This is a genomic window from Niveispirillum irakense DSM 11586, from assembly GCF_000429645.1.
Taxonomy (GTDB): Bacteria; Pseudomonadota; Alphaproteobacteria; order Azospirillales; family Azospirillaceae; genus Niveispirillum; species Niveispirillum irakense.
Map to the genome: position 1 here is coordinate 321437 of NZ_KE386933.1, position 25315 is coordinate 346751.

16 protein-coding genes are annotated in these 25315 nt (G+C 63.6%); 8 read left to right on the plus strand and 8 right to left on the minus strand.

Features of this window, described 5'->3' with window-relative positions:
* Positions 1–243 precede the first annotated feature (243 nt).
* Positions 244–1101: a hypothetical protein gene (locus tag G473_RS0115535; protein ID WP_029013859.1), complete on the plus strand. Its 858-nt coding sequence runs from the start codon at positions 244–246 to the stop codon at positions 1099–1101.
* 86 nt (positions 1102–1187) lie between these two features.
* Here G473_RS0115535 and pepN read toward each other — a convergent pair whose 3' ends face one another.
* Positions 1188–3851 (minus strand): aminopeptidase N, encoded by a 2664-nt coding sequence (pepN, locus tag G473_RS0115540; RefSeq protein WP_029013860.1) that lies wholly within the window; start codon positions 3849–3851, stop codon positions 1188–1190.
* Between the two features lie 207 nt (positions 3852–4058).
* Here pepN and G473_RS0115545 point away from each other — a divergent pair, with 207 nt between their 5' ends.
* From G473_RS0115545 to G473_RS0115560, 4 genes are read left to right on the plus strand one after another with little or no spacing between them, the layout of a single operon-like run.
* Entirely contained in the window at positions 4059–4622 is a 564-nt protein-coding gene (locus G473_RS0115545; RefSeq protein WP_029013861.1) for a hypothetical protein, read from the plus strand.
* Positions 4619–5200, plus strand: coding sequence for a hypothetical protein (locus G473_RS0115550; protein WP_029013862.1), 582 nt, complete (start codon positions 4619–4621; stop codon positions 5198–5200). The genes G473_RS0115545 and G473_RS0115550 overlap by 4 nt, the downstream gene beginning before the upstream one ends.
* Positions 5201–5214: 14 nt before the next feature.
* Positions 5215–5916, plus strand: a complete 702-nt coding sequence (locus G473_RS27205) for an ATP-binding protein (protein WP_051330334.1) — start codon at positions 5215–5217, stop codon at positions 5914–5916.
* Between the two features lie 10 nt (positions 5917–5926).
* Entirely contained in the window at positions 5927–6433 is a 507-nt protein-coding gene (locus tag G473_RS0115560) for a macro domain-containing protein (protein WP_029013863.1), read from the plus strand.
* 55 nt (positions 6434–6488) lie between these two features.
* On the opposite strand, the gene lepA is transcribed toward G473_RS0115560, so the two are convergent.
* Entirely contained in the window at positions 6489–8291 is a 1803-nt protein-coding gene (lepA, locus tag G473_RS0115565; RefSeq protein ID WP_029013864.1) for a translation elongation factor 4, read from the minus strand.
* 382 nt (positions 8292–8673) lie between these two features.
* Between lepA and G473_RS27210 the strand changes: the two genes are divergently transcribed.
* Entirely contained in the window at positions 8674–9795 is a 1122-nt protein-coding gene (locus G473_RS27210; protein ID WP_210163331.1) for a mechanosensitive ion channel family protein, read from the plus strand.
* A 42-nt stretch (positions 9796–9837) separates the two neighbouring features.
* On the opposite strand, the gene G473_RS0115575 is transcribed toward G473_RS27210, so the two are convergent.
* The 3 genes from G473_RS0115575 to G473_RS0115585 form a co-directional block, all read right to left on the minus strand.
* The gene (locus G473_RS0115575; protein WP_029013865.1) at positions 9838–10878 is read right to left on the minus strand and encodes a DUF1838 family protein; all 1041 of its coding nucleotides are present in this window, start codon (positions 10876–10878) and stop codon (positions 9838–9840) included.
* Between the two features lie 137 nt (positions 10879–11015).
* Positions 11016–11909 (minus strand): alpha/beta fold hydrolase, encoded by an 894-nt coding sequence (locus G473_RS0115580; RefSeq protein ID WP_161630997.1) that lies wholly within the window; start codon positions 11907–11909, stop codon positions 11016–11018.
* 153 nt (positions 11910–12062) lie between these two features.
* Positions 12063–16910 carry an NAD-glutamate dehydrogenase gene (locus G473_RS0115585; protein ID WP_029013867.1) on the minus strand — a complete coding sequence of 1616 codons (4848 nt, stop codon included), beginning with the start codon at positions 16908–16910 and terminating at the stop codon, positions 12063–12065.
* A gap of 248 nt (positions 16911–17158) precedes the next feature.
* Here G473_RS0115585 and G473_RS0115590 point away from each other — a divergent pair, with 248 nt between their 5' ends.
* Positions 17159–18202: an NUDIX hydrolase gene (locus G473_RS0115590; protein ID WP_035707476.1), complete on the plus strand. Its 1044-nt coding sequence runs from the start codon at positions 17159–17161 to the stop codon at positions 18200–18202.
* Positions 18203–18330: 128 nt separating this feature from the next.
* Here G473_RS0115590 and G473_RS0115595 read toward each other — a convergent pair whose 3' ends face one another.
* Positions 18331–21276, minus strand: a complete 2946-nt coding sequence (locus tag G473_RS0115595) for a bifunctional [glutamine synthetase] adenylyltransferase/[glutamine synthetase]-adenylyl-L-tyrosine phosphorylase (RefSeq protein ID WP_029013869.1) — start codon at positions 21274–21276, stop codon at positions 18331–18333.
* Between the two features lie 107 nt (positions 21277–21383).
* Here G473_RS0115595 and G473_RS0115600 point away from each other — a divergent pair, with 107 nt between their 5' ends.
* On the plus strand, positions 21384–24755 hold the full coding sequence (locus G473_RS0115600; RefSeq protein WP_029013870.1) for a YhdP family protein: 3372 nt from the start codon (positions 21384–21386) through the stop codon (positions 24753–24755).
* Here G473_RS0115600 and G473_RS30885 read toward each other — a convergent pair.
* Both G473_RS30885 and G473_RS30890 read right to left on the minus strand, forming a co-directional pair.
* Positions 24741–24977 (minus strand): GNAT family N-acetyltransferase, encoded by a 237-nt coding sequence (locus G473_RS30885; protein WP_210163332.1) that lies wholly within the window; start codon positions 24975–24977, stop codon positions 24741–24743. The genes G473_RS0115600 and G473_RS30885 overlap by 15 nt on opposite strands.
* On the minus strand, positions 24931–25206 hold the full coding sequence (locus G473_RS30890; protein ID WP_210163333.1) for a hypothetical protein: 276 nt from the start codon (positions 25204–25206) through the stop codon (positions 24931–24933). The genes G473_RS30885 and G473_RS30890 overlap by 47 nt, the downstream gene beginning before the upstream one ends.
* Positions 25207–25315: the final 109 nt, after the last annotated feature.

Here is a 25315-nt window from a genome sequence, read left to right on the forward strand (position 1 = left end):
CTGCTGAAAATGATTTTCTCGGTGAAAAAGGGAAAAGGCGGGTTGCCATCCTCTTCCTGAATTTTTAGCATATAAATCTTGGGACTGTTGCCCGGCTGCCATAGCTCTGCCCCATTTCCCCGCCAAAGGGGTGGGGTACTCCGCATGCGCCGGGGCGGCAGTCGCCGATCGGGATTGCGGCAATCTGTTCGCAGGTGCAGCATGACGGCGAGTGGTGCTGGGGACTGGAGAGGGGAAGAACGTATGCGGACGCTTACCGGCATGGCATCGGCCCTTTCCGTGGTGGCTTTGACGGCAGCCACCCTGCCTGTGCTGGCCGCTGAGGAGCCGCCGACCATTTTTGCCATCCGTTTCAACGGTGTTGCACCAAGCCAGACCCAGTATCAGGGCACGGATGCGGCGGTGCTGGGATATCCGGCTGCCCTTGCGGATGCGCCCAGCGCCAGCGCAAGTGACCCGGAGGAGGGGCGCAAGGCCATGATGGCCACGGTGTCCGACTGGGTGGGCAAGGTTTATGAAGGTGTGCTGGCCAAGATCACCGGCGACCGTCCCAATGTTGCGGGGCCGACCCCGATCAAGCTGGCGGCTGATCCGCGCGCCTATCAGGCGGCCGGCATCAAGGCCGATGCCCAGCTTTCCGCTTTGGGCATGAATTCCAAGGTCGGCATGCGCCTCGGCACAGAAGAATTGAAGCAGACCGTGCGCCTGTCGCGGGGCTGTGAAGAGGATTGGCTGCCAAATTCCGTTTCCGGCGATGTTGGCGGCGGGTTTGGTGCCTTGACGGGCAGTGTCCAGGGAAGTTGGGGCAATGCCTGTAACAGCGGCCAAGCCGGCTGGCGCCTGACCGCCGGGATGAACGATCTGGGTATCGACCCCCGCGCCAATATCGGTATGGAATATCGCCCCGTCGCGGGCAGTCTGGTGGCAAACCTGACCGGCCTGTCAGCGGTGCGTGCCCAGTTTGCCGAAGCAGGCGGCAGCTTCGGCCTGGAAGCCCCCGTACCGGTGGTGAAGGTCAGCGCCATGCGGCTGAACGCCGACATGACCTGGCACGAGGACGGCGACACCCGTGTCATGCTGGCGACCAAGCTGCGCTTCTAATCGCTGCCGTCCCGCGCGCGGATTTCGGATTTCCTGTGGATGCGATGCGACCTGCGGGCATGGCCCTGCAGGTCGCATCATCATGCTTACCCTTCCAGGCTGCGCGAGATGATCTCGTACACGTCGCGCGACAGGTCAGGCGTGTGGGCCACCCGCTCCAGCGCCACCTTGGCGGCGGCCTGTCGCTGGGCATCATACTGACGCCAGCGGGCGAAGGCCTTGGCCATGCGGCTGGCGACCTGGGGGTTCAGCTTGTTCAGCTCAATCACCCGGTCGGCCAGGAATTCGTAACCTGACCCATCGGCAGCATGGAAGATGGGGGCATTGCCGGTCAGGCTGCCAACCAGGGCATAGACCTTGTTCGGGTTGCGGATAGTGAAGCCGGGATGGGCCAGCAGCGCCTTCACATTGTCCAGCGTATCCGGGCGGCTGCTGATGGCCTGGATCATGAACCACTTATCCATGACCAGCGCTTCATCCTTCCACTTGTCGGCAAAGGCGGCAAGGGCGGCTTCCCGCTCCGGCATGTCGCTATCGGCGATCAGCGCCAGGGCGGCGATGACATCCGTCATGCCGCTGGCGTCGCGATATTGCGCCAGGGCCAGCGCCTTGCCTTGCGCATCGCCGGCGGCCATCAGATAGGCCAGGGCCGCATTCTTGGCTGAACGACGCCCGATGGCATCCGGCGTGACGCTGAAGGGGCCGTTGGTGAGGCAGGCGCTGTAGGTGGCCAGCAGCTTGTCCCGGTGGGTCTGGCCGATGGCGGCGCGCACCTGATCGCGTGCGGCATGGATGCCATCGACATCAATGATATCCATCAACTGACCCAGATAGTTTTCCGACGGCAGGGTCAGCGCCAGGGCGGCAAAGGCCGGATCTTCGCTCACCCGGTCCAGCACATGGCCGAATGCGGCAATATAGCTGTCGGGCACCACCATGTCGCGGCCAGCGGCGCGGTCGGCCACCATGCCCAGCAACAGGCGGGCGGCCAGGGTCTGGCCGGCTTCCCACCGGTTGAACGGGTCGCTGTCATGGCCCATCAGGAAGGCGAGGTGCGCATCGCTGTAATCAAAGGACAGTTTCACCGGGGCGGAGAAACCGCGGAACAGCGACGGCACCGGGCTGGCGCCGACATCAACAAAGGTGAAGCTCTGTTCCGGCTGGGACAGGATCAAAACCCGTTCCGTGCCCTGTGCCGCGGCTTCCCCGGACAGGCGCAGGGGCAGGTCGGTGCCGTCCGGCCCTACCAGCCCCATCGCGACCGGGATCAGCATGGGGAGCTTTTCCGGCTGGCCCGGCGTCGGGGCCAGCGACTGGCGCAGGGTCAGCGTATAGGTGTGGCTGCTGGCATCATAGCTGCCTTCCCCTTCCACCTTGGGCGTGCCGGCCTGGGCATACCAGCGTCGGAACTGTTCCCAATCAACCACCTTATCGGGGTTGGCGTCGCGCATCGCGGCCAGGAAATCATCCGTCGTCACGGCCTGCCCGTCATGACGGTCGAAATAAAGGTCCGTCCCGCGCCGGTAGCCCTGCGGCCCCAGCAGGGTGTGGTACATGCGCAGAACTTCCGCCCCCTTTTCATAAACCGTGGGGGTGTAGAAGTTATTGATCTCGATATAGCTTTCCGGGCGGACCGGATGGGCGGTCGGCCCGGCATCCTCTGCGAACTGCACCTGGCGCAGGCGCGTCACATCCTGGATGCGCTTCACCGGGGCGGAATTCATGTCCGCGCTGAACTGCTGGTCGCGGAAGACGGTCAGCCCTTCCTTCAGCGACAACTGGAACCAGTCGCGGCAGGTGACGCGGTTGCCGGTCCAGTTGTGGAAATATTCGTGCGCCACCACAGTTTCGATGCCCAGAAAGTCGGTATCGGTTGCCGTGTCGGGGCGGGCCAGGATGTATTTGGTATTAAAGATGTTTAGGGACTTGTTCTCCATCGCCCCCATGTTGAAATCGCCCACGGCGACGATGTTGAAAATATCCAGGTCATATTCGCGGCCATAAGCCTCCTCATCCCATTTCATGGAGTTGATGAGGCTGGTCATGGCATGGCCGCACTTATCCTCGTTCCCTGGCTCCACATAGATGCGCAAGGTCACGTCGCGGCCCGACGCGGTGGTGAAATGATCTTCGATGGAAACCAGCTTGCCGGCTACCAGCGCGAACAGATAGCAGGGCTTGGGCCAGGGGTCGTCCCACTGTGCCCAATGGCGCCCGCCTTCCAGATCGCCTTCGCCGGTCAGGTTGCCGTTGGACAGCAGCACCGGATAGGCTGCCTTGTCCGCCTCGATCCGGACGGAATAGCGGGCCATCACGTCCGGGCGATCCAGGAAATAGGTGATCTTGCGGAAGCCTTCCGCCTCGCACTGGGTGCAGAAATTGCCCGAGGACTTGTAAAGACCTTCCAGGGCCGTGTTCTTTTCCGGATGAATGCGGGTGACGATGGTTACCTGACCATCATCGGGCAGCCCGGTCAGGGTCAGGGTGTCGGCGGTGAGGATATAGTCCCGGTCCGTCAGCCCCCGGCCCCCCAGCGCGACAGAAATCAGTTCCATTTCCTGGCCGTCCAGCACCAGCGGTGCGGCAGCGACATCCGCATTCCGACGCAGGGTCAGGCGGGAGGTGACGATCGTCTCGTCCTCTCGCAGGTCGAAGGTCAGGTCGACCTTGTCGATCCAGAAGGGCGGTGCGGCATAGTCCCGCAACAGGATGGCTTTCGGAGAGCCCGTATCGAGAACGGCCTTATCCATGATTGCGACCTTCGACTGTCATTAAGCGGCAATGGTTGGCGGGCAGCATAGGCGAAGCCGAAGGGCCCTGTCACGGCCCGCCTGCTGAATGGTTCAATGCGCGACTTACCTTCAGCAATTCGCGTAAAAATTTCATTCCCACCGGCCTATGGCGCGTTATCATGGTTGCGCGACATGGTGCGCGACCTTGGGAGGGGGACCGGACCGATGCATCTGGAATTTGCGCAATCCGATGTCATCATCCTTGCCATTGCGGCGGCCTGTCTGGTCGGTGTGGTGGTTCTGGAGATGATCCGCTTCGTCCTGCCGGAGGTCTATGCCTGGATCGCCGACCATGAAAAGGTGAAGCGGGAAATCCGGGAGGGGCGTGCTCTGCTGGAAAAGCTGTACCAGCAGAACCAGGAACAGGCTGGCCTGCGGGATCGTCGCAATGCCGAACGTTTCCGCCTGAAATCGCAGATGAGCCGGCTGGAGATGATGCTGGCAGCGGCGGAGAAGGCGCGGGCCGAGGTGTGGCACGAACTGGGGCAGCAGGTCATTGGCGATACATTGTTCGTCGCCAAATTGGGCAACCGGCGGCTGGCCGATATGGCGCAGCGCGATTTTGACAGTGCGCCGGTCATCTGGCGTTACGATAATTCCGTTCGCATCTGGGCACCCACGGAACAGCGTGCCCGGCAGATGCTGGCGGCGGAATTCCCGTCGCGCGATGGGTATGCGGTCCTGGAAATCAATGCTGTCAGCGGGAACCGGGAGGTGGCGAAACCATGATCGTGACCTGGTTGAATATTGTCAGCCTTCTTGCGCTTGCTGTGTGTGGTTCGGCGCTGATCCTGTCCGGGCGGCGTGTCATGCGGGTGATCCGGGAGGTGGAGCGGCGCCTGTCCCGCACGGTGGATGAGAAGAATGTTGTTGCCGCTGCCCTGCGCGCGGGAAAAAAGGAAAGCCACGCCATCCGTGATGCCATTCAGGAGGCGGAGGCCCATATCGAACAGCTCCAGTCCCAATCGGCGCAGGCAGAAGCGCGTCTGGCGCATCTGCGGGGGATACGCCGCCGCACGGTCAATCTGCTGGATCGGGAGTGGCACCGATTCGAACGTCTCTGGTGCGTGCTTGTCATCAACCCCAGTCTGGGCCGTCAAGTCGGTCGCGGCCCCGGCGCAGGCGCCTGGAATGAAGGCCGTGAAATTTATGGTTTCGCCCGCACTGGGGAGGATTTCCGTCAACGCTTGACGGCCCATTATCCTCCGGCTGAAGGTTTCATGACCGGCCATGTCGATATGATCGATCTTGCGGGTGACGAGCCGGGCGGGAACGCGGTAGACCTAAAGACCGGCAAGCGCGGATGAGGGGCTTACGCACTATGGATTATCGGCTGGCCAGCGGTTCGCTTGAAAAGGGGGATCTGGCACGGGCATCCGCGTCATTCGGCCTGCCCCTGGCTGACAAGGCGCCCCAGGCGGTTCAGGTGGTATTGGTGACAGAAAGCGCCGCCGGGGAACTGGTGAACGCGCTGCGGTCCCGGTGCGCTGCGATCATTGAATATACGGAGGGCGCGTTGCCCGCCGCTGCGTTGCGGGATGCGCTTGCAGCGGGGCATCTGCTGGTGTCACTCACCACCCGCATGGCCTGGACATTGGATACAGCGGCCCAGTTCTGTGAAGGATTGATGGCACGTGGCATGATGCCGGAAGGGCTGCGCCATGATGTGGAACTGAGCCTGCACGAGGCCATCATCAATGCGGTGCTGCATGGCAATCTCGCCATGGGCGGTTCCCTGGTCGATGATCCGCGCCAGTTCGATGCCTTTTGCCAGCGCTTGAGCGCAAAACTGGCGGAGCCTGAGCGTGCGCTCAAGCGGATTGACCTGTCCGCCTGGATTGCCGAGGCCCATCTTCATGTCCGGATCGCCGATGAGGGCGATGGCTATGACAGTGACCTGGTGCGCCAGCCGGCCACGCCAGATGCCAAGTCCGGCCGGGGACTGGAAATCATGCGGGTCATGTCGCATGGGTTGACTGTCAGCGATGGCGGGCGTACCGCCACCCTGCGTTTTGCCATTTGAAGAGCGATCCATGACCGAATTGACCGTTGTCCAGGGCGACATCACCGCCCAGGCGGTGGATGTGATTGTCAATGCCGCCGCACCGGGCCTGGGCGGGGGCACCGGCGTGTCGCGCGCCATCCATGATGCCGCCGGCCCGGCTTTGTTCGAGGCGGCCTCAGCCCTGGAGCTGACGCGGCGTGGCGATGCCGGCATCACGCCCGGCTTCAACCTGTCCGCCCGCTGGGTGGTGCATGCCATCGGACCGGTCTATGTCACCGGCCAGATGGGGGAGGATAAGGTTCTGGCCCGCTGCTATACCCGCGCGCTGGAGCTGGCGGTGGAGAAGGGGGCGCGCAGCATCGCCTTTCCTGCCATCTCCACTGGGGCTTACCGTTTCCCCAAGGACAAGGCGGCGGCCATTGCCGTGGCGACCATTCGCGATTTCATCACCGGGCACCCCGGTGTGCTGGACCGGGTTCTGCTCTGTGCTACGGGTGATGCCAACATCTCAGCCCTTAAGGCGGCTGTGGGCTGAAAGAAAAAGGGGCGGCCCGCAGACCGCCCCTCTTAACCTGTTGTGACACAGGCGATCAATTATCGCCCATCTTCAACGCGGCGATGAAGGCGCTCTGCGGGATTTCCACCTCGCCGAACTGGCGCATGCGCTTCTTGCCTTCCTTCTGCTTGTCCAGCAGCTTGCGCTTGCGGCTGATATCGCCGCCATAGCACTTGGCCAGCACGTCCTTGCGCATGGCGGCGATGGTCTCGCGCGCCACAACCTTGCCACCGATGGCAGCCTGGATCGGGATCTTGAACAGGTGGCGCGGGATCAGGTCCTTCAACCGCTCGCACAACTGGCGGCCACGATATTCGGCCTGGCTGCGATGGACGATCATCGACAGCGCGTCAACCGGTTCGGCATTGACCAGGATCGACATCTTGACCAGATCGCCTTCGCGATATTCTTCAAGCTGATAATCGAAGCTGGCATAGCCGCGGCTGATGCTCTTCAGCCGGTCGTAGAAATCGAACACCACTTCGTTCAGCGGCAGCTCATAGACGATCATCGCCCGACCGCCGACATAGGTCAGGTCCTTCTGCACGCCGCGCCGTTCGGTGCAGAGCTGCAGCACGCCGCCCAGATATTCATCCGGCAGCATGATCGTGGCCTTGATCCAGGGTTCCTCGATATGGTCGATCTTCACCACATCCGGCATGTCAGCCGGATTGTGCATCTCGATCACATCGCCATTGGTCATGTGCATCTTGTACACGACCGACGGGGCGGTGGTGATGAGGTCGAGATTGAACTCGCGCTCCAGCCGCTCCTGGATGATTTCCAGATGCAGCAGGCCCAGGAAGCCGCAGCGGAAGCCGAAGCCCAGCGCGGCGCTGCTTTCCGTTTCATACTGGAAGCTGGCATCGTTCAGCGCCAGCTTGCCCAGACTGTCGCGCAGATGCTCAAACTCCGCCGCATCGGCGGGGAACAGGCCGCAGAACACGACGGGGATGGAGGGCTTGAAGCCGGCCAGGGCGGTGGGCGCCAGCCGGCGCTCCTCGGTGATCGTGTCACCGACCTTGGTGTCGCGGATATCCTTGATGGCGGCGGTGACGAAGCCCATCTCGCCAGGGCCCAGCTTTTCCAGCGCGATCTTCTTCGGCGTGAAGATACCCACGCGGTCCAACTCGCGCGTGGCGCCAGTGGCCATGAAGCGCACCTTCTGGCCCAGCCGCAACTCACCATTCACCACGCGGACCAGGATGATGACGCCCAGATAGGCATCGTACCAGCTATCCACGATCAGCGCCTGCAACGGCGCCTCGCGGTCGCCCTTGGGCGGCGGCAGGCGGGTGACGATGGCTTCCAGCACACCTTCGATATTCAGGCCGGTCTTGGCCGAAATCTCCACCGCGTCGGATGCATCCAGCCCGATCACATCCTCAATCTGGGTCTTCACGCGCGGCACGTCGGCAGCCGGCAGATCGACCTTGTTCAGGATCGGCACAATCTCGTGATTGGCGTCCAGCGCCTGATACACATTGGCGAGTGTCTGCGCCTCCACGCCCTGGCTGGCATCCACGACCAGCAGCGAGCCTTCGCAGGCCGCCAGCGAGCGGGAGACTTCATAGGCAAAGTCGACATGGCCCGGCGTGTCCATCAGGTTCAACTGATAGGTGTTGCCATCCTTGGCCTTATATTCCAGGCGCACGGTCTGCGCCTTGATGGTGATGCCGCGCTCCCGCTCGATATCCATATTGTCGAGCAACTGGGCCTTCATGTCGCGCGCCTCGATGGCGCCGCAGAATTCAATCAACCGGTCGGCAAGCGTGGACTTGCCATGGTCGATATGGGCGATGATGGAGAAATTCCGGATTTTCGACAGATCGGTCATGGAGCACGGGCCAGCTTCAGGGATGGCCGGAAGATAGGGGCAGACCGCCCGTCTGGCAATGATTGCCGTGGCCCCGGCCGGGCAGGGGTGGTGTGCGAAGGGGCAGACCCGCAGGTCATCGCTAGGGATGCCAGGGGTTCACATATTTTAGAATATTGTTATAACAATCATTGTCCGATACCTCGAATTCGGATCATCTTAGGTGCTTTGTTGAGATTATTTGGTGAAGGAAATCGCAATGGAATTGGATTATATTCATAATCTCTTGACAGAACATAACGGTCTCATCCGTATGGTCGTGGGGGTTGTGGCGCTGATATTGGCGGCATCCTTTACCAATCTTGTTGTTAAGCGATTGGTCCTTTCTGGTATTCGTCGTGCCATGTCCATGACCCGGCTGGGGCATGATGAAGCCTTCACGCAATATGGGTTGATCCCGCGCCTGGCGAATGTGATGCCGGCGATGGTGATCATGTATGGCATCAATTTTGTGCCGGCCTTGCCTGGGGCGGTGACGCTGGTGGTGCGCAATGTCTGCGCCGCCTTCATCATCCTGACCCTGACCTTGGCGATCAGCGCGCTGTTGAACATCATCACGGCGATATATGCCCGCCGGCCGGATGCGCACCGGCGCCCCATCAAGGGCTATGTGCAATTGGTGAAGCTGGCGATTTTCGCCATCGCCACCATTTTGATCATCGCCACCCTGATGGACCGGTCGCCCTTGATCCTGCTATCGGGGGTTGGCGCCCTGGCGGCGGTTTTGATGTTGGTGTTCCAGGATACGCTGCTGTCGCTGGTGGCCAGTGTGCAGATTTCGTCCAGCGACATGCTGCGCGTGGGTGACTGGATCGAGATGCCGCAGATGAATGCTGATGGCGATGTGATCGACGTCGCCCTGCATACGGTGAAGGTACAGAACTGGGATAAGACCATCACCACCCTGCCGACCCGCAAGTTGATTTCCGAACCGTTCAAGAACTGGCGGGGCATGCAGGAATCCGGTGGCCGGCGCATCCGCCGGTCCATCCTGCTGGATCAGAACAGCGTGCGGTTCCTGACCCCGGCAGAGATGGCGCGGCTGCGCCGCTTCCGCCCGTTGACCGCCTATCTGGACCAGAAGGAACTGGAACTGGCGCAATGGAACGCCCGCCTGGGGGATGCCGACCCGTTCAACGCCCGCCGCCTGACCAATATCGGCACCTTCCGGGCCTATCTGGAAAATTATCTGCGCCAGCATCCCGGCATCCATCAGGAGATGACCCTGCTGGTGCGCCAGATGGCGCCGACGCCGGAAGGCGTGCCGATGGAGATCTATTGCTTCACCAACACGGTCGCCTGGGCCGCGTATGAGGCGATCCAGTCCGACATTTTCGACCATCTGCTGGCCAGCCTGCCGGAATTCGGCCTGCGCGTATTCCAGAGCCCCAGCGGCGCCGATTTCGCCCGCCTGGGGGCTGAGATGGTAACACCCATGCCGCGCGTGGCGAACGAGCGGGGGTGAGGTGGGGAGGGGGTGGCTCGTTGACGGGCCACCCCAATGCACTTACTGATCCTTCAACATCGCCTTGCGCTTTTCCGCCAGGGGCGAGACATAGCCCGGCACTTCCGGCGGTACGTCTTCGGCATAGGCTTCCAGGGTGCCGCGCACGCCCTCATCCGGGCCGTCGGTCGGTTCTTCCAGCAGGTCGGGCCGGTCACGCTCCACCCGCTTCAGGACGGCCTTCGGGATATCTTCTACCGTGCCGGTGATCTTGTAGCTGTGCATCCGGCCCATCAGCACGCCATGCACGCCGCTTTTGCCCATCAGCATCCAGGGCCACCAGGGGGCCTGGCGCATGAAGCCGGCGGTGAAACGCGCCGATGGCAGGGACCGGTCGTCGATCTCGCCCCTCGGTGTGAAAATGGTGAAATGTTCTGACGGGTTGACGCGCCGGCCGGTGGAGGCCTTGGGCCAGCCCTCCGGCGTCACCGGGTTGGTATATTCATGGGCATAATCCCAGCTTAGTAGATACTGGTCACCAATGGGCTGCCAGGGCAGCAGGAAGGGTTTGCCCTTCTGCCCCTTGGTTCCATTGTCATTATTGATGGTCTCGCTGTCCCCGATCTTGAAGACCTTCTGTTCCAGGGTCAGGGTGCCGCGCCAGCGGTCATTCAGGAAGGGGAAAACCTCCACCCGCTCCCCGGTCCAGGGATTGTCCCAGTAATCCAGGATTTCCCCGGTGGCGAGATCGGTGAAATAGCCGCATTCCTTGCCCAGAACCTTCAGTGATCCATCGGACTGCACGATGTTGCGGTTATTGCCAAAGCCGCAATAGCCGAACAGCGGCACGGCGCGCTTATCGCCAACAATGGCATATTGCACACCCTGATAGCCGGACAGCACGGATTTGGGCCCCAGCGTGCCCCACATCTTGCCGAAGGCGTACAGGTTCTCCCGCGGGTCCATCACGTCCAGCGGGCGGATATCGCCCTTGGCGGCCTTGGCCGGGGTCAGGGCCGGGGCCGCCGCCATGGCGCCCATCCCGGCCATACCCCCGAAAAGCGACCGCCGGGTCAGGGATTTGAAAATCGCTTCATGAAACATCGCCTATCCCCCTGTTCTTGTCCGTCTTGTCTGTTGGGCGGGAGAGGATGCCGGGGCAGTCTCTCCCGCCGGTCCAGAGTGGGGGTAAGGCGGGGGCAGGGGATGCTTCGCTTTGTGAACTGACCACCTGTCGGTAATCAGCCCTCCCCATCCTGAGGGCGGAAAGCGCCGACGCGGGCCGGGTAGCGGGGGCCGAGGGCGGAAGCCGGTGCCGTGATCCCGGCCAGCGGGTCAGCCCCTTCGGCATCCAGGAACTGCCGGACCAGACCGGCGACATCCTGCCCATACATATCCAGGAAACCATGGCCCCAGCCGGGGCATTCCAGCAGCAGGCTGTTGCGGGCCAGCCCTTCGGCGCGACGGCTCTGCACATCCAGATCATCGCCGGTGACGAAGATCAGGGCGGGTTGCGCCACCTGTGGCATCCGCCCGGCCAGGTCATAGGCGAAGGCGGCCTGATGCCCCCAGGCTGCCCGGTGCCCGCCCAACAGCGCATCGGGGAATTTCTCGCCAATCTCCTCCAGATCCACACCGGGACGCATATGGTGATAAACAAAGCCCTTCCAGCGATCCAGAATATGGCTGCCATCGGCCAGGACGGGCTTTTCCTTATAGAAGGCGTGGAACTGCGCCCGTTCATCCTCCGTGATGATGGGGGCGGCCACCATGACCAGCCGTCGGACGGTGCCGGGGGCCTGGGCGGCCATCTCAATCGCTGTCATGGCACCGGTGTGATAGCCCATCACATCCACCGGCCCGTCAATGCCCAGCGCCTTCAGGCCCGCCAGAAGGGCCGTTGCATAGTCAGCGATGGAGGGCGGGGCGGGCGGGAAATCCGACAGGCCGAACCCCGGCGTATCGAAAGCGATGGCGGTGCGGTCGGTCCCGATCAAGCCCAGGAACCGCTCGAAAACGCGCCCGCTCATCGGGCTCATATGGATGCAGAGCAGGGGGGGCTTGTCGCTTTTGTCTGCCTGTGCGATGCGCAGATGCATCTGCCCGTAAGGCCCATCCACATAGGCCCGTCTCACCTGAACCATCCCGTTCACCATAATGATATATTATTAGACCATTATCGTTGCGACTTTGCGGCTGCCTTGTCAATGCGCTGCCGGGCGCCTGGATGTGAAAAGGGGCCGGTGTCGCCACCAGCCCCCCTTCATGACTTTCCTGTCGTAGGTGCCTTAACCCGCCAGCAGGCCCCGCAACTGCCGGCTGGCCACTGCCAGCATGGCGATGTCGATCTGAGCGACGCTGCGCAGATCGGTCAACAGGCTGTTGATCCGGTCCAGCGGGCCCTGGCGGGTCTGGCTCCATTCCGCCATCGGGTCGTCGGCGGGTTGGGCCAGCACCCGCGCGGTCAGCCGGGCCTGCAGGTTGAACAGGTCATCCAGCGTGGCGGCGATGGCCTGCCGCTGCCAGTGGTTCTCTGCCTTCACATCGGTCGTGCGAGTGCGCAGATAATCCAGCCCCAGATAATCGCCCAGCTCAAAATAAATCCGGGCGACCTCGGCAGGGGCATGGCCGATCTCCTTCGCCACCTCGGCAATGTCGGTGGCGGCGGCAAGGCCGGGCAGGCAGGCGATGCGGTTGGCCAGATCCGCCGGCACTCCGGCTTCTGTCCACAGGCTGGCATGCTCGGTCACCCATTTCAGGGCAGGGGGAGAGAGGATATCGGTCAGGTTGCCGGCCAGTTCCTCCACCACCGGGGCCAGACGCGACGTTTCCGCCGCGATATCCAGCGGATAGGTGCCATGGGCCAGCACCCAGGGCACAGCGCGGCGCATCAGATGCCCGGTATAGGCCATCATCGCCGTCTGGGTGGCGGCGGGCACCTTATTGTCCAGCCCTTCCACCGCGTCCCAGATGCCACGCAGGCCGAAGGCATCGCGGACGATCAGATAGGCACGGGCAGCATCGCCGAAACCGCGCCCTGTCTGCTCCACCATTTCCCAGGTGAAGGTGGGGCCCACCCGGTTGACCATGCCGTTGGTGACGGCGGTGCAGATGATCTCCCGCCGCAACTGGTGGCGGGCGACGGCATCGCCAAACCGTTCCTGCAGCGCCTTGGGGAAGTAGCGCGTCAGGTCGCGTTCCACCGCCGGATCATCCGGCAGGTCGGTGGCCAGCAACTGGTCATACAGGTCGATCTTGGCATAGGCCAGCAGCACCGCCAGTTCCGGCCGGGTCAGGCCCTGGCGTGCGGCGGTGCGGGCGGCAAATTCCTCGTCATCGGGCAGATACTCAATGGCGCGGGACAGTTTGCCGGCCTTTTCCATGGCGCGGGCAAAACGGGCCTGATCTTCCAGCGTGTCCACTGCGCTGGCCTGGGCGATGGTCAGGGCCTGGGTCTGCTTGTAATTATCGGCCAGGACCAGTTCCGCGACCTCATCCGTCATCTGGGCCAGCAGCACGTCACGCTGTTCGCGCGTCATGCCGCCCTGGTCCATCACGTCACGCAGCAGGATCTTGATATTCACCTCATGGTCGGAGGTGTCCACACCGGCGGAATTGTCGATGGCATCGGTATTGATGGCGATACCGGCCTGGGCCGCCTCGATCCGGCCGCGCTGGGTGAAGCCCAGATTGGCACCTTCGCCCACGACCTTCACCCGCAGATCGCGGCCATTGATGCGGATCGCGTCATTGGCCTTGTCGCCGGCATCGGCGTTGCTTTCTGCGTGTGACTTCACATAGGTGCCGATGCCGCCCAGCCACAGCAGTTCCACCTCTGCTTTCAGGATGGTGCGCATCAGATCGGCCGGGGTGATGCGGTCGACCTGCAGGTCAAGCGCTTCGCGGATTTCCGGCGTCAACTGGATGGATTTCGATCCCCTGTCGAATATGCCGCCGCCGGGCGACAGCTTGGCCGTGTCGTAATCGGCCCAGGAGGAGCGACTGAGATCGAACAGGCGCTTGCGCTCCTGCCAACTGGTCGCCGCATCCGGGTTGGGATCAATGAAGATGTGGCGATGGTCGAAGGCGGCAATCAGCCGGATATGCCGGGACAGCAACATGCCATTGCCGAACACGTCGCCCGACATGTCGCCCACGCCGACGGCGGTGAAATCCTGGTTCTGGATATCCTTGCCACGTTCGCGGAAATGGCGTTTCACCGCCTCCCACGCGCCGCGGGCGGTGATGCCCATGCCCTTATGGTCGTACCCGGCGGACCCGCCGGACGCAAACGCATCATCCAGCCAGAAGCCGTAATCCCGCGACACGCCATTGGCGATGTCGGAGAAACTGGCCGTGCCCTTGTCGGCAGCCACCACCAGGTAAGGATCGTCGCTGTCCAGCCGCACCACATCGGTCGGCGGGATCACCTCGCCTTTCTTCAGATTGTCGGTAATGTCCAGCAGGCCGCGCATCATGGTCTTGTAGCATTCGACCACTTCAGCCATCAGCGCTTCGCGCCCGGCGGCGGGTGACGGCGGGTTCTTCACCACGAAGCCGCCCTTGCTGCCCACGGGCACGATCACCGCATTCTTGACGATCTGCGCTTTGATCAGGCCCAGGATTTCGGTACGGAAATCTTCCCGCCGGTCGGACCAGCGGATGCCGCCGCGCGCCACCTTGCCGCCGCGCAGATGGATGGCTTCGACGCGTGGGGAATAGACCCAGATTTCCCGCCAGGGGCGGGGCAGGGGCAGATCATCGATGGCGCCGCTATCCAGCTTGAAGCTGACATAGGATTTGGGCTGCCCGTCTGCGTCTTTCTGGAAGAAATTGGTGCGCAGCGTGGCGCGGATGATGTTCAGCATCCGCCGCAGGATGCGATCCTCATCCAGGTTGGAGACGGCATCCAGCGCGTGGTCGATCTCCAGGATCAGGCCCTTGCGCCGCATATCCACCTCGTCCCGGCCCAGCCGGGCCAGGGTGTCCGGATCGTGGCTGGTACGGAACAGGTCCATCAGCAACCGGGCAATGGCGCTGTGGGTGGCCAGCGTATTCTCGATATATTCCTGGCTGAAATCGAACTTGGCCTGTTTTAGATATTTGGCATAGGCGCGGAAGACCACCACCTCGCGCCAGGTCAGCCCCGCCATCAGAACCAGACGGTTGAAGCCGTCGCTTTGCGCATCGCCGGTCCAGACGCGCAGGAACGCCTCCTCAAAGGCGGCCTTTACCTTCTCCAGTTCCACGGCGCGGCCATCGGCGGTCACCATGTCAAAATCCTGAAGGAAGATGTTGGGCGTGTCGCCCGGCATCTCCACCTCGAACGGGCCACCCTCGGCCCGGATGCGCAGGCCCAGATGCTCCAGCATCGGCAGAACCTGCGACAGTTCCACCGGGGAGCCTGCCTGATAAACCTTGAAGAAAAGCTGGTTGCTGTCTGCTTCCACAGGGCGGTGCAGGTTCAGCGTCACCTTGCCATCGGCCAGCACCCGCTCAATGCACAGGATATCGGCCACGGCCTGATCGGCGCTGTAGGCTTCCTGGAAGGAGGCGGGAAGGGCGGCGATATATTTACGCGCCAGGGTCAGCCCCGCCGCCTCGCCCTTTTCCTCCACCAGTGCCTGGGACAGCCGGTCGCGCCAGCCGCGCGCCGCTTCGATCAACTGGCGCTCCAGATCGGCGACATCCACATCCGGCACCTTGCCGGTATTGGTCTGCACGATCAGATGCACGCGGGCCAGAACGCTTTCCGCCAGCGTCACATTGGCCTGGATGGTCGTGCCCTCATAGGCCCGCTCGATCAGCGCCTGCAGGCGCTTGCGCAGGTCGGTATCGTACCGGTCCCGCGGCACATGGATCAGGGCGGAGACAAACCGCTCAAACGGGTCTTTACGGACAAACAAAGCAACCCGCTGCCGGTCCTGGAGATGCAGGACGCCCAGCGCGATATCGGCCAACTCATCATCGCTGATCTGGAACAGCTCGTCGCGGGGGAAGGTTTCCAGGATATGGACCAGCGCCTTGCCATCATGGCCGCGCGGGTCGAAGCCGGCCCGGCTCAACAGGCGCGTCACCTTCTGGCGCAGGAACGGGATATCGCGCACCGACCGGTTATAAGCAGTGCTGGTGAACAGGCCGACAAACAGCCGCTCCCCGATCTCCGCGCCGGCTTCGTCAAACAGCTTCACCATCACCGCATCCAGCGGCGCGCGGCGATGAACGGTGCTGTCCTTGTTGGACTTGGTCACCATCATGAAGCGCGGCTGCCGGACGAAGGACCGCACCTCCGGCGGCAGGGAGGAGAAATGACGCAGCCCGTCAAAGACGCTGACATCATCATCGCGCAGGATGCCCAGCCCCTGGCCGGTCTGGATATCCAGCGTTTCCTCATTCCCGTCGCGGCCGAAGCGATATTCCCGCGCGCCCAGGAAGATGAAATGTTCCTCATCCATCCAGCGCAGGAAGGACAGGCCCTCGGCGATATCCTCGCCCGCCACGGGGGTGGGCAGGGTGGGAGTGGCGGCGATGGTGGCGGCCAGCCGTTCCCGCATGGCGGTGAAATCACTGACGGCGGCGCGCACATCGGCCAGCACGGCGGCCACGTCGTTGCGCAGCTTGGCCAGATCAGTGGCATCACCCACCTGATCCACCTCGATATGCATCATGGATTCGGCCACCGCATCGGCGGGCGCATCCTGGGCGCTATGGATGGCCGTGATCCGGCCTTCCCCGTTGCGGCTGACGCGGATCACCGGATGGACGACCAGATGCACGGTCAGCCCATGGCGGTTCAGTTCGGCCGAAACGCTGTCGACCAGGAAGGGCATGTCGTCATTGACGATCTGCACCACCGTATGATGGGCGTGCCAGCCATCGGCATCCACGCGCGGGTTCTGCACCCGCACCAGGGCTTCGCCGGGCTTGCGGGTGCAGCCAAACTGCCAGATGGCAATGGCGGCGCCATACAGTTCATCCGCGCCGGAATGCAGCATGTCCACCGGTGAGACGTTGCGGTAGAACTGACGGACGAAAGCCTCGGCCAGCGGGGCCTTTTCCTTGGACAGGCGGGCATGAACCCTTGCCACCACCTGATCGACCAGCTCGGACTTGCGCTGTTCGAGCTTGAACGCCATGACGCTTCTCCCAAAAAATGCCGGTTCTCGCCGGGGGGTAAGCGTCCCCGGCCCGGCTTCGCGGCAAGGCAGCTTGCCCCAACTGACGTAACGTCTCAAAGGCTTACCGGTGCCATTCGTATGATCCGAAACGGTTGTTTCCCCTACGGGCTGGTATCGGGCATTCCATTGCTTTACAAGCGGCTACGGCTTTGCTTTCGAAGGCGGGGGACAGCATCGCCCCCCGTTTCATCCATGAACCAGGGAGGATGCGTACCGTGCCAGTGGCCGACTCGACCGTCCTGGGTCTGACCGCCGTCATCGTCGCCGTGACGGAGGAGGTGCCGCGCGTGCTGGTGGTGCGGCGCATGACGCATAATCTGGCCACCCCGGAACAGCGCGACGCCACGGCGGGACTGGATTCCCTGCCTTTCGGCCCTTTCGCTGCCGAGCGTGACCGCACCCTGGAACAGGGATTGCGCCGCTGGGTGGAAGAACAGACCGGCCTGCCGCTGCGCTATGTCGAGCAGCTTTACACATTCGGCGACCGTTACCGCGACCCGCGGGAACTGGAGGGCGGGGCGCGGGTGGTCACGGTCGGCTATATGGCGCTGGTGCAGGAAGCGCCTTTGTCCGGCAGTGGGGCGGCCGAATGGCATGATTGGTACGATTACTTCCCCTGGGAAGATTGGCGCGACGGCAAGCCCGACATCCTGACCCGCCTCATCACCCCGGCGCTGCGGCGCTGGGTGGCGGCGGCCCCGGACAGTGCGGCGGCGGCCAAGCGGGCCGAGCGTGTCTCCACCACCTTCGCGGAAGAGGAATTGTGGGATACGGAGCGGGTGCTGGAGCGCTATGAACTGCTCTACAGCGCCGGTTTGGTGGAAGAGGCACGGCGCGACCGTGCCATCCGCGCCCGTCTGGGCCTGGCGCTGGACAGCGCCCAGTTGGACGAGCCGGAACTGGCCGCCGCCCTGGGCACGCCCATGGCGCAGGATAATCGCCGCATCCTGGCGGTGGCGCTGGGCCGCATGCGCGGCAAGCTGAAATACCGCCCCCTGGTGTTTGAACTATTACCCGCCCAGTTCACCCTGTTCCGCCTGCAAAGGACGGTGGAGGCTTTGTCGGGCGTGCAGTTGCATAAGCAGAATTTCCGCCGGCTGGTGCTGGCCGGCGGGCTGGTGGAGGCCACCGGCGCCCAGGAAGCCCGCACCGGCGGTCGCCCGGCGGAACTGCACCGTTTCCGCCGCGATGTGCTGCGCGAACGGGTAGCGGCTGGCGTGGGCCTGCCAATGGTCCGGATGGTGGATTAGCGTTCGCCCTGTTTGAAGGGAATCGGAGATGGTTCTCGCTTCCGTCACCCCGGCGAAGGCCGGGGTGACGGTGGAGGTTGATCCAACTTAACCGACCTTGAGCAACTCTAAGCCCCGTCGCCAACCCCTTACCCCTCCGGCGCCCCGACAATAACGTCGAAATCCGCCTTCACCCCGGCGGCCATCTCCCGCAGGTCGTTCTCGGCGGCGTCGAAGGTCATGTTGGGCAGGGCGTCGGGGAAGGCGGTGCGGACCAGTTGATGCTTCAGTCCGGCGGGGGCCTTGGCGGCATCAAACGCTTCTTCCGTCGTCAGGCGTAGGAAGCCTTGGACACGCCGCCAGGTCTTGTGTGCGGTGATCAGGCGCTTGGCGATCGTGATATCCAGAAAGCCGCTATCGGCCAGCCAGGCCAGGGCGCCGGTCGTGTTCTGGTCCAGAATGTCCGGCTTTTCCGGGGCGTGGCGCAGGGTCAGATATTGTGCGATGAACTGGATGTCGATCATCCCGCCGCGCACATATTTCACACTCCACACATCCTTGGTGCCATGCTGCTGGTCAATGCGGGCCCGCATGGAGGCGACATCGGCGCGCAGCTTGTCCGGGTCGCGCGGCAGGGTCAGCACCGCGCGGATTTCCGCCATCAGGCGTTTGCGCAGGCTTTCCGGCCCGGTAATCACGCGGGCGCGCGTCAGGGCCATATGTTCCCAGGTCCAGGCGCTTTCGCGCTGATACTTCACAAACCCGTCGGCGCTGACGGCCAGGGGGCCGGCATTGCCGCTGGGGCGCAGCCGCATATCCACCTCATAAAGCTGGCCTTCTGCCGTCTGTGCCGTGATGGCATTAACCAGGCGCTGGGTCAGCTTGATGAAATAATCGTTAGGCGACAGGGGCTTGTCCCCGTCTGATTGGGTCACCCCGTCCGGCACCTCATAGACCGTGATCAGGTCCAGATCGGACCGCAGCGACAGGGAGCCCGCCCCCAGCCGGCCCAGGCCCAGAATGGCGAACCCCGCGCCCGGCAGGCTTCCATGGCGACGGGCGAATTCCGTCTCCACCGCCTGTTGCAGCCCTGTCAGCGCCACTTCTGCCACATCCGTCAGGAAGGCGCCCAGCCGGTCGCTATCGGCAATCTGGCGCAGGATATGGACCCCGGCGCGGAAGCGGTGTTCGCTGGTCCAGCGCCGTGTCAGGTCCAGATATTCCTCAAAATAATGGGCACCACCGACCATCGCCTCGAAACTGGCCTCCAACTCCTCCCGCACCGGCAGCAGGTCAAAGAAGCCGGGGGTCAGCACGGCGTCCAGCAGGGCCGGGCGGCGGGCCAGCCGTTCCGCCAGACGCGGGGCCGTGCCCATCACCTCAGCCACCAGATCCAGCAGGTTGGGATTGGCATAGAACAGGCTGAACAACTGCACCCCTGCCGGCAGCCTGCCCAGGAACTCATCAAACATCATGAAGGCATGGTCGGGATGCGCCGTGCGGCCGAAGGCGGCCAGCAGGGTAGGCACCAACTCGGTCAGCAATTCCCGCGCCCGGGTGCTGCGCGTGGCGCGGTAGCGGCCATGGTGCCAGGCCCTGATCTGCCCCGCCACGGCGGATGGGTTGGCGTACCCCATGCCGCGCAGGGTCTCCATCGTCTCCGGGTCATCCTCCGTTCCGGTGAAGACCAGATTGCCGGGGCCGGACAGGGCCGGGCTGTCGGCAAACAGCCGGTCATAATGGGTTTCCACCAGCGTCAGCGCCGCCATCAATGCCTGACGGAAGCCGGCATCGCTGTCATAGCCCAGAAAGGCGGCGATCTGGGCGATGCCCTCGTCACTGCGGGGCAATTCGTGGGTCTGCTGGTCATCGACCATCTGGACACGGTGTTCCACCGTGCGCAGGAAGCGGTAGGCGGCGCTCAATTCTTCCGCCACCTGTGCTTCCACCTGGGCGCTGTCCACCAGGGCGAACAGGGCCGGCACGGTGCCGGGCACGCGCAGGGTACGGTCGCGACCGCCATAGATCAATTGCTGGGTCTGGGCGAAGAATTCGATCTCCCGGATGCCGCCCCGGCCGATCTTGATATTATGACCATTGACGGTCTTTTCCCGGTGGCCCTTATGGGCGCCGATCTGGCGCTTGATGGAATGGATGTCCTGGATGGCGGCGAAATCCAGGTTCCGCCGCCAGATGAAGTGGCGCAGGATATCCATGAAGCCTTCGCCCGCCTCCAGATCGCCGGCCACGGGCCGGGCCTTGATCATGGCGGCCCGCTCCCAGTTCTGGCCCAGGCTGCCATAATAGGCTTCTGCTGCGGAGACAGAGACGGCCAGCGGTGTGGCTCCCGGATCGGGACGCAGGCGCAGATCGGTGCGGAAGACATAGCCGTCGGCTGTGCGTTCCTCCATCAGCCGCACCAACTCGCGGGTGATGCGCACGAAGGTGCGGCTCATCTCCATTTCCGGCACGCGGACGATGCCATCGTCATAAAGGACGATCAGATCGATATCGGAGGAATAGTTCAGTTCCCGCGCGCCGAACTTGCCCATGGCCAGCACGATGAAGCCGCTGCCCTTTTCCGGATCGTCGGGGAAGGGCAGGTCGATCTTGCCGCTGGCGGCGGCCTGGCGCAGCGCGGTGCGGGTGGCCAGTTGCAGGGCGGTTTGGGCGAAATCGGACAGGGCGCCCGTCACCTGCTCCAGCCGCCAGACATTGCCGATATCAGCCAGACCGATCAGCAGGGCCGCACGGCGCTTGGCGATGCGCAGCCCCTTCATCAACCGGGTGCTGTCCTGGTCTTCGCCATGATCCCGCCGCATATCGGCAAGAAGGTCGACAAAGGCTTGGTCGGCCCCCTTTTCCACGATGCTGCGGAAAAAGCCGATCTCCCGGACCAGCGCCGTTCCCAGGAACGGACTGTTCCCGAAAAGCGTTTCCAGCACCGCACGGCCAAGCGGATCGGCCGCATAGCGGGTTGCGAAATCGGCAAGGTCGGCATCGGTGCAGCCCCTGGCTGCCTCATGCCAATGTTCCAGTCCGACGGCGGCACGTTGCATATCGCCGGGGCGGGGGAGGCTTTCTTGATTGAACATCGGGTATCTACCGGGCTATCCCAATCCAGGGGCGGGCGCAGCCACACTGCGCCCCGGCCCGGACCCAGGTCAAGCCCAGCCCGAAAGCGCGTCGAGATCCCGAACTGATGCTCCGTCATAGCGCCCTTATCGTGCTGGAATTATTGGCAGGTCTTCTGTTGGTGCTGGCGCTTGGCAGCGGATTGCTGGCCTGGCGGCTGACACAGGGGCCGGTCTCGCTGGATTTCGTGACCCCCTACCTGGAACAGGAACTGAACCGCCAGGCCCCCACGCGCCTGGATCTGGGGGAAACAATCCTGGCCTGGAACGGGTTTGGCACCCGGATGGATCTGCGCCTGCGCGGCGTTACCGCCTATGGCACGACCGGGGCCGTGGTGGCAGCCGTGCCGGAGGTAAGGCTGGGCCTGTCCGTGCCGGCCCTGCTGCGTGGCACCATTGCGCCGACCCGGATCGAACTGGTGGAGCCGCGCCTTTATGCGGAGCGCACCGCCGATGGCGAGTTCCGCCTGGATATCCGCACCGATGACACGGAACTGGACCCCGAGGCCGGTGCCCGCATCATGCGGGAATTGCTGGAAGCGCTGCGGGCGCCGCCTGATCCGCTGCGCCAGACCGGGGCGCTGCGCGACCTGCGCATCACCCGCGCCCGGCTGGTGGTCAATAATGTCGCCACGGGCACCATCTGGCAGGTGCCGCGCCTGGATCTGCGCTTACGCCGTAACGCCAATGGGGTGTTCGGCACCGCTGCCGCCGACATCGACATGGGCGGCAAACTGAACCAGATTGCGGCAGAAATCGTCTATCGGACCGAGGATGGGGCCATCACCGCCCGCACCACCCTGGCCGATCTTCAACCGGCGGATTTCGCCGATCTGGCCCCGGTGCTGGACCCGCTGCGCGCGCTGGAAGTGACGCTGAACGGCTCCATCACCCTGGAAATGAACGCCGATTTCGCACCCACCGCCATGGTGCTGGGCCTGTCGGGCCGCCAGGGCCGACTGGTGCTGCCCGATAACCTGCCCGAGCCGCTGTCCTTCGACAGTGTTGATCTGCATGGCAGGCTGGAACAGTCGGGCCGGCGGCTGGTGCTGGACCGGTTCGACCTGGATCTGACCGGGCCGGCAGACCTGAATGTCACCGGCACGGCCCAGCAGGATGGCGACACCATCCATCTGGCCCTGACGACGGAGACGACGGGCCTGCCCATGGCCGACCTGCACAAGCTCTGGCCCAAAGGCGTGCAGGAGAATACGCGCGACTGGATGGTGGAGAATCTGGCGGACGGCACCTTCGACCGTACGGTCTTCAAGCTGGAGGGAACGGCCCCGGCCGATGACCCGCTGGATATCACCCCCTCTTCCATGGAGGGGCAGTTTGCACTGTCCGGTTTCACCGTCCATTATCGTCGCCCGCTGCCGCCGGTGACGCAGGTGGCGGCCGAGGCACGGTTTGATGGTGCGGAATTCACCATCGACATCAAGTCCGGCACCCTGATGGACCTGAATGCGGGCCCGGCCACTGTCCGCATCATGGGGCTGGACAAGCCCAAGGGTGAGGCGATGGATATCCACGCCACGCTGGAAGGGCCGCTCTCCTCCGCGCTGGCGGTGCTGGACCATGAACCGCTGGGCTATGCCAGCAAGGTCGGGCTGGTGCCGGCCAGTGTGCAGGGGCACGCCAAGGCGGAGCTGCATTTTGCCTTTCCGCTGATCGCCGCGCTGACCATGGATGATGTGCAGCTTGACGGGTCGGCCCGGCTGACCGGGGTTTCCGTGCCCGATATCGTGGCCGATATCTCCGCCACCGAAGGGACGCTGGATCTGGCGGTCACCGGCCATGATCTGAATGTGACAGGCACGGCCCTGCTGAATGGTGTGCCCGCCGATATCGCCTGGACCGAGAATTTCACCGATCACGCCCCGTTCGGCACCCGGGTCCGGGTGCTGGCCCGCCCGGATGATGAAGGCCGCGGTCGTTTCAAGCTTGATTTCCCGGATTGGCTGAACGGGCCGGTCGGGGTGGATATGGTCTATACCCGCGTTGGCAGCGGGGCCGAGCGTAAAGAGACGATTGAGGCCGATCTGGACCTTATGCCCTCCACCCTGCGCATCGACGTGCTGGATTGGAAGAAGCCGCCGGAGAAGCCCGGCCGGGCCAAGGCGACGATTCATTTTGTTGATGGCAAGCCGGTGCTGATCCCCGCCTTGCATGTGGAGACGGAGGAATTGCACGCCGTCGGGCAGGCGTCCCTGCGGCATGATGATTTTGGCCTGGATCATCTGCTGCTGGAGGAATTCCGTCTGGGGCGCAGTGATGCCCGCGTCGATCTGCGCAGCACCGACAGGCAGGGCGGCATGGCGATTGATGTGCGCGGCCTTGCCTTCGATGTCCGCCCCTTCCGGGGCAAGAAGGATAAGGATGCGGCGGCAATGGCGGGCATGACAGAGGCGGAAAAGCATCGCGCCCGTGACGCCAAGGCCCGGAAAAAGGAACAAGAGGACCATCTGGACCTGCCCGAACCGCCGGCGGAGAAGCTGCCGCCCCTGGCGATCAGCTTCGATCTGGGGTTGGCCGTGATGGGGGACGAGGGGCGGATCATCCGCAATGTCCGCGGGCGGATGGAACGGGATGCCGATATCTGGTTCCGCACCGATCTGGATGCAGAGGTCAGTGATGAAGGCCGTCTGGTCGTGCGCTATGGCCCGGACCCGGCCGATGCCCGTGTGCTGACGCTGGATGTGGAAAGCAATGATGCCGGCGCCACGCTGAACAACCTGGATGTGATCAGCCAGATCAAGGGCGGCACGGTGAAGGTGACCGGCCGCAGTGATCCGGCTGACCTGTCCCGTACCGTCGTCGGCACCGCCGAACTGCGCGATTATCAGGTGCAGGATGCGCCGGTTCTGGCCCGTCTGCTGTCGGCTGTGTCGCTGCCAGGATTGGCCAACCTGATGTCCGGCCAGGGGCTTGCCTTCTCCCGCCTGCATGGCAAATATCAATGGACCGATACCGGCATTTCCCTGCGGGAGATGCGAACCTCCGGCTCCCAGGTCGGGCTGACGCTGGAAGGCAATATCGACCTGAAAAAAAGCCGTGCTGACCTGCAGGGCACCGTCGTGCCCTTTTCCTCCGTCAACCGGCTGTTGAGTGCCATTCCCGTGCTGGGGGATATCCTGGTCGGGGGCGAGGGGCAGGGGCTTTTCGCGGCGACCTATACGATCAAAGGGCCGCTGGATGATCTGCAGACCGGGGTGAACCCGCTGGCGGTCCTGGCACCGGGCTTCCTGCGCAACCTGTTCTTCCTGCCTGAGCCTGCGGGGGAGAATATGCCCAAGGAGGCCAAGCCGCCGCGCCATGGCAAGGGTAAGGCAGCCGAGCCCGAGCCCGCCCCAGCCCCCACGGAAACAAAGCCGGTGGGGGAGCCTTTGCCGCCCATGACACCGGTACCGGCTGAGCCGCCAGCCTCAGACGCGCCGTAACATCCCCCGATACAGCCCCGGTTCCGATCCCGGTATCGGGATGGCGCCGACGGTTTTCTCGTAGAAGGCCACCGGCCCCGCCCCGGCGATGATGGCATAGGCATAGCCATCGGCCCGCATCGCCCCCAAACCCGCCAGCAGCAGCCGGGTACCAATCCCCTGGCCGCGCCCCGTATCATCCACGCCCATGGGGCCGAACAGGCCGCGGCCCCGTCGCATCATGGCAGGCAAAGCCCAGCAGCCTGCCATCCTGCTCCCCGATGGCGATATGCAGGCGGGTGGGGCAGGCGGACAGCGCCACCTGACATTCCGCCCGCCAGCCGGGACCAAACCTTTCCTCGACCCAAGCCAGGATCAGGGGCGCTTCCGGTGCCAGGGCACGACGAACGATGATGCCGGCCGGCATGGGAAGGGGCAGGGGTAAATCATAGAGTTTTACCAACAGGTCCATATGTTTCCCCCTTATCACCGCATCCCTGGAATGTGGCTTTGCTGCTGGTCAGCCTGCCTGCCATCATCCCCACTATCAGCACTCTTCCGCCGCAAGGAGGCAGGAACCG